The organism is Rhodococcus sp. BH5 (genome assembly GCF_027583855.1).
In the GTDB taxonomy this organism is placed as follows: domain Bacteria; phylum Actinomycetota; class Actinomycetes; order Mycobacteriales; family Mycobacteriaceae; genus Rhodococcus_F; species Rhodococcus_F qingshengii.
This window is the reverse complement of sequence record NZ_JAJHVW010000051.1, coordinates 1-4,126: the sequence shown is the minus strand read 5'-3', so window position 1 is coordinate 4,126 and position 4,126 is coordinate 1. Positions and strand designations below refer to the sequence as shown.

Below are 4,126 nucleotides of genomic sequence, written 5' to 3'. Positions count from 1 at the left end.
AGATCGCGACGTTGGAGTGGGTGGACTGGTTCAACCACCGGCGACTCTACGAGCATTGTGGGAATGTGCCTCCTGCCGAACTCGAGGCGTTCTACTACGGTGAACACAGAACTACGCGAACTGTGGAGTTCTCAAATCAGTAAGTCTCCGGACTCGCCGGTGCGATTCACCATTTGTAGTACGCTTGAGTAGGGAAAACGAGCATCAGGCGGCCACCTTTGACGGGGATTCCATCTGCGGCTAGGTCGCGGACCAGTGGGCACATCATTTTGGGAGGATTCTTTGACTGAGATATGCGGCGGCTCGGCGCAGGACCTCGTTCTCCTGCACGATATTCCGAGTGGCGTAGCTAGTTTCGGTCGAGGAAGTTCATTCATGTACTGTCCGACAACGGCTTACAAGGTTCCATGGGTAGTCCGGGCATGCGGTGAGGATGCAGCCATAGAATCTTTCTTCTCACTGTTGCAGAAGAACGTCCTCGACCGTCAACGGTGGTCGACTCAAGGACAGTTGAGGCTCGCGATCGTGAGCTGGATCGCGAAAACGTACCATCGCAAACGTCGACAACGGCGCCTCGGGAAGCTCACCCTGATCGAGTTTGAGACAATCAACCAGGCAGCATACGTGGCCTGAAACTATCAACCCCACAATCCAACGGAAGTGGGAGCAGTCCTCACGATGCGGAACGGGCCGGCTGGTAGATGATTCTTGCATTACTATCTGTGTGATGTAAACTGATTGAAAATGCAATGTATAAATTCCTATATTGTATGGTTTTCTCGCGGTACTGACGGTACTCAGCATCTTCGTAGGTCATGTTTGTAGGGTTTCTGCCGTAGGTAATAAATAGTCATTTTCGATTATGGGATAAAGTTTCTGGTACGCGAAAATTGGAGGATCGAATATATGTCGAGCCTAGAAGCGTTGCAATGGCTTTTTTATTCACCGTGGGTGATGGCAGTTAAGGCGGGCCAACTCGTTGCAATGATTAACTCCTATCTATTGTGATTATGCATCAGGTATGCCACAAAATGGAATTTGAAAGTTTTTTGATTTCAGGACCCTCTGAAGAAGCGTAACCCGTCGCAGGCCATGGAAAGCGCTAAAGGGAGTTTCTCACTCTTCATATTGGAATCAAATTTGCGGAATGTAGACGCTAGAGTGCGCGTGCACGGATATTGAGACGCATACTCGACGAGAGTTTGTTTTGGTCGAATTGCGATGATTATCTATGGTAATTTTCACTATATCAACGCAAGGCTATTTCGAATGTTTGCAGAGTTTTGAATGCCTTAGACTCGGAGGTAGTGAGCTGTAAATAGTGAATCTATTGCTCGACTCGAAGATCGGAAGTTGAAACACTCCGCGTATTGAAATCTTATGAGTGAATTAGATTTGGTAACTCTAGTTGGGGTTCACTGATATGCAAGACTAGAATGAAATTATTTATCTAAGTCGTTTGACCGACGCACCTTGAGGCAATTCATGAATCAATCTATTTTGAAAATGAAAGGCAAGAAATGACGAGGATTCTGACGCAGCTGGAGCTGCTACAAGAGCTGCAGCCGGTTGCCGAGGAGAACGTCAACCGCCACATCTCCATGGCCAAGGAATGGCATCCACACGACTACGTTCCGTGGGACGAGGGTCGTAATTTCGCAGCCATGGGTGGCGAAGACTGGAGTCTCGAGCAGTCACAGCTCGGCGAGGTAGCTCGCGCCGCGATGATCACCAACCTGCTCACCGAGGACAACCTGCCGTCGTACCACCGTGAGATCGCCGAGAACTTTTCGCAGGACGGTGCCTGGGGAACGTGGGTCGGCCGGTGGACCGCCGAGGAGAACCGTCACGGCATCGTGATGCGTGACTACCTCGTCGTCACGCGCGCAGTCGACCCCGTCGAGCTCGAGCGCTTCCGCATGGAACACATGACAAACGGTTACAGCGCACCCATCGACGAGGGCGAAGCCGGCCTGCTGCACTCGGTCGCCTACGTGACCTTCCAGGAACTCGCGACGCGCGTCAGCCACCGCAACACCGGCAAGGCTTGCGACGAGCCGATTGCCGACAAGATGCTTCAGCGCATCGCCGCCGACGAGAACCTGCACATGATCTTCTACCGCAACATCTGCGCCGCCGCGCTCGATCTTGCTCCTGATCAGGCTCTCAAGGCTGTGGCGAACATCGTCCAGAACTTCCAGATGCCCGGTGCCGGCATGCCGAACTTCCGCCGCAACGGCGCCCTCATGGCCAAGCACGGCATCTACGACCTTCGCCAGCACCTCGATGAGGTCGTCTGGCCCGTTTTGCGCAAGTGGAACATCTTCGAGCGCAACGATTTCAGTGCCGAAGGCGAGAACACGCGCGAAGAGTTGGCGGCCTTCCTCGAGACCCTCGCCGCCAACGCGACGAAGTTCGAGGAACAGCGCGATCGCATGCTCGCACGTGAAGCCGTCAAGCGCGAACAGCAGATTTCTTGAAATTGGGGTTGCTTAATTGACGAGATGGGTGTCGGCGCATGATTGTTGCCGTGAGACATGTAAAAATCAGGTAGAGAATTCACTCCAAATTTAGGAATCTCTCCTCAATAACCGATGGTTTGAGGTGGTGGTCTCGATGGCAAGGCAGCGATCGCCTAGGGATTCGAAGATTCATCCTTGAAACTTAACGATGAAAAAATTTGAAATGCTCTTCGTCTCATTTTGAGGGAAACCTGGCGTGATCGAAGACAATAAGGAGTTAACTTATCGTGCCTAAAGGAACGGTCAAATGGTTCAACAGTGACAAGGGTTTTGGGTTTATTGAACCTGATTTGGCAGGTGTGGACTTGTTTGCTGATTACTCTCAAATTATTTGCCATGGGTTCAAATCGCTTGAATGTGGACAGCGTGTCGAGTTCGAAATTTTAGATAGTCCACGAGGCGCTGAAGCAGTCAATATTTCAATTCTATAGGTTATTAACAATTATGACCTCGACACTAAAATATCAGCATAAATATTTCACGAACTTTCTATCTTTCGTAGTTTTATCCAACTTTATGACTATATCTTAAATATTGCGTCGATGGATGTCATGTACGACACCTTGGAAATCGGGTCCCAAGCTGCCAGCATCATCGGGCCGCTCGGCCAGGACGCGATCGACAGGGCTGCATTTACGATCGAACCGACATAGGTTCGATTAAGTTGGAGGATGATCTCCTTGCCGGCCGACCAATCATAGCACAGACACTTGAATATGCGTCTCCGATTACTAATTTGAAGAGCCATGCTACCCAGATTGCATATAATGCGCAGAGGCTTGGGTTTGTGGAGTTGCGCACTGAAGGAATGATTTACTTCAATCCAATGTTTCGATTGGGCGGAGTATGAAGTAATATCTAAATTAACTGGAGCCTGATTTCCTGGAAGATGTATAGTAACTCGTTGCTCTCGGTTCGAAATATTTTTAAGCTCGACGACGGAACAACTTCAAACCGACAAAGATTCGACTTCGTCGTCTGGTACGAGACCAGTCACTCTGGCCACCTACGAGCGTTTATGCGACGAAATTCGAGGTGTTGAAGATCTGGCATGTAAACGCTCTAGTTGTATGAGGAACGGACGTTGGTGACGCGGTGCCGGCGGTAAGCGGCGGGCGGTCGTCCTCCGCGTGCTGAATGCGGTCGGTGATAATTGTAGTGAACGTTCCAGACTTCGACGGCGGTGCGCCGCTCAGCTTCGCTGGTGTATTCGCGGGAGTACAGCAGTTCTTCGGCGAGGATGCGGTTGTAGCGCTCGACCTTCCCGTTGTGTTTCGGCGTGTACGGCCGGATGCGGTAGTGCCGCGCTTCGCGGAGTGAAGACGTGAAATCCGCTGCCCGATAGCACGATCCGTTGTCGGTGATCACGCGCTCGATCCGAGTGATTCCGTGTGCGGCGAAGAAGATGCGGGCGTTGTTCATGAAATCGATGGCTGTTGCGGCGGTTTCGTTGTCTCTGGCTTCGGTGTACGCCAAACGGGTGTTGCCGTCGATCGCGGAATGCAGATAGGTGTAGCCGAGGCGAGTCTGCTTGTTCTTCGTTTTCCGCCGCTGGGATCGTTTGGCCTGCTCGGAACCACGGCCATGGGCACGCCATCCGCCGC

Annotated in this window: 3 protein-coding genes and 2 pseudogenes; 3 read left to right on the top strand and 2 right to left on the bottom strand. The window is 51.6% G+C overall.

Annotated features, from left to right (window positions below; genetic code table 11):
- Positions 1-169 precede the first annotated feature (169 nt).
- Positions 170-339, bottom strand: a pseudogene (locus RhoBH5_RS32315) (IS3 family transposase); the annotation flags it as partial.
- 14 nt (positions 340-353) lie between these two features.
- Here RhoBH5_RS32315 and RhoBH5_RS32310 point away from each other — a divergent pair.
- The 3 genes and pseudogenes from RhoBH5_RS32310 to RhoBH5_RS32300 form a co-directional block, all read left to right on the top strand.
- A pseudogene (locus tag RhoBH5_RS32310) lies at positions 354-633 on the top strand (IS3 family transposase); the annotation flags it as partial.
- Between the two features lie 887 nt (positions 634-1,520).
- Positions 1,521-2,480 carry an acyl-ACP desaturase gene (locus tag RhoBH5_RS32305; RefSeq protein WP_270009607.1) on the top strand — a complete coding sequence of 320 codons (960 nt, stop codon included), beginning with the start codon at positions 1,521-1,523 and terminating at the stop codon, positions 2,478-2,480.
- Positions 2,481-2,749: 269 nt separating this feature from the next.
- A complete protein-coding gene (locus RhoBH5_RS32300) occupies positions 2,750-2,953 on the top strand; it encodes a cold-shock protein (protein WP_270009606.1) in 204 nt (67 codons plus the stop codon).
- Positions 2,954-3,584: 631 nt separating this feature from the next.
- On the opposite strand, the gene RhoBH5_RS32295 is transcribed toward RhoBH5_RS32300, so the two are convergent.
- A partial coding sequence (locus tag RhoBH5_RS32295; RefSeq protein ID WP_270009605.1) for an integrase core domain-containing protein occupies positions 3,585-4,126 on the bottom strand: 542 nt, incomplete at its 5' end.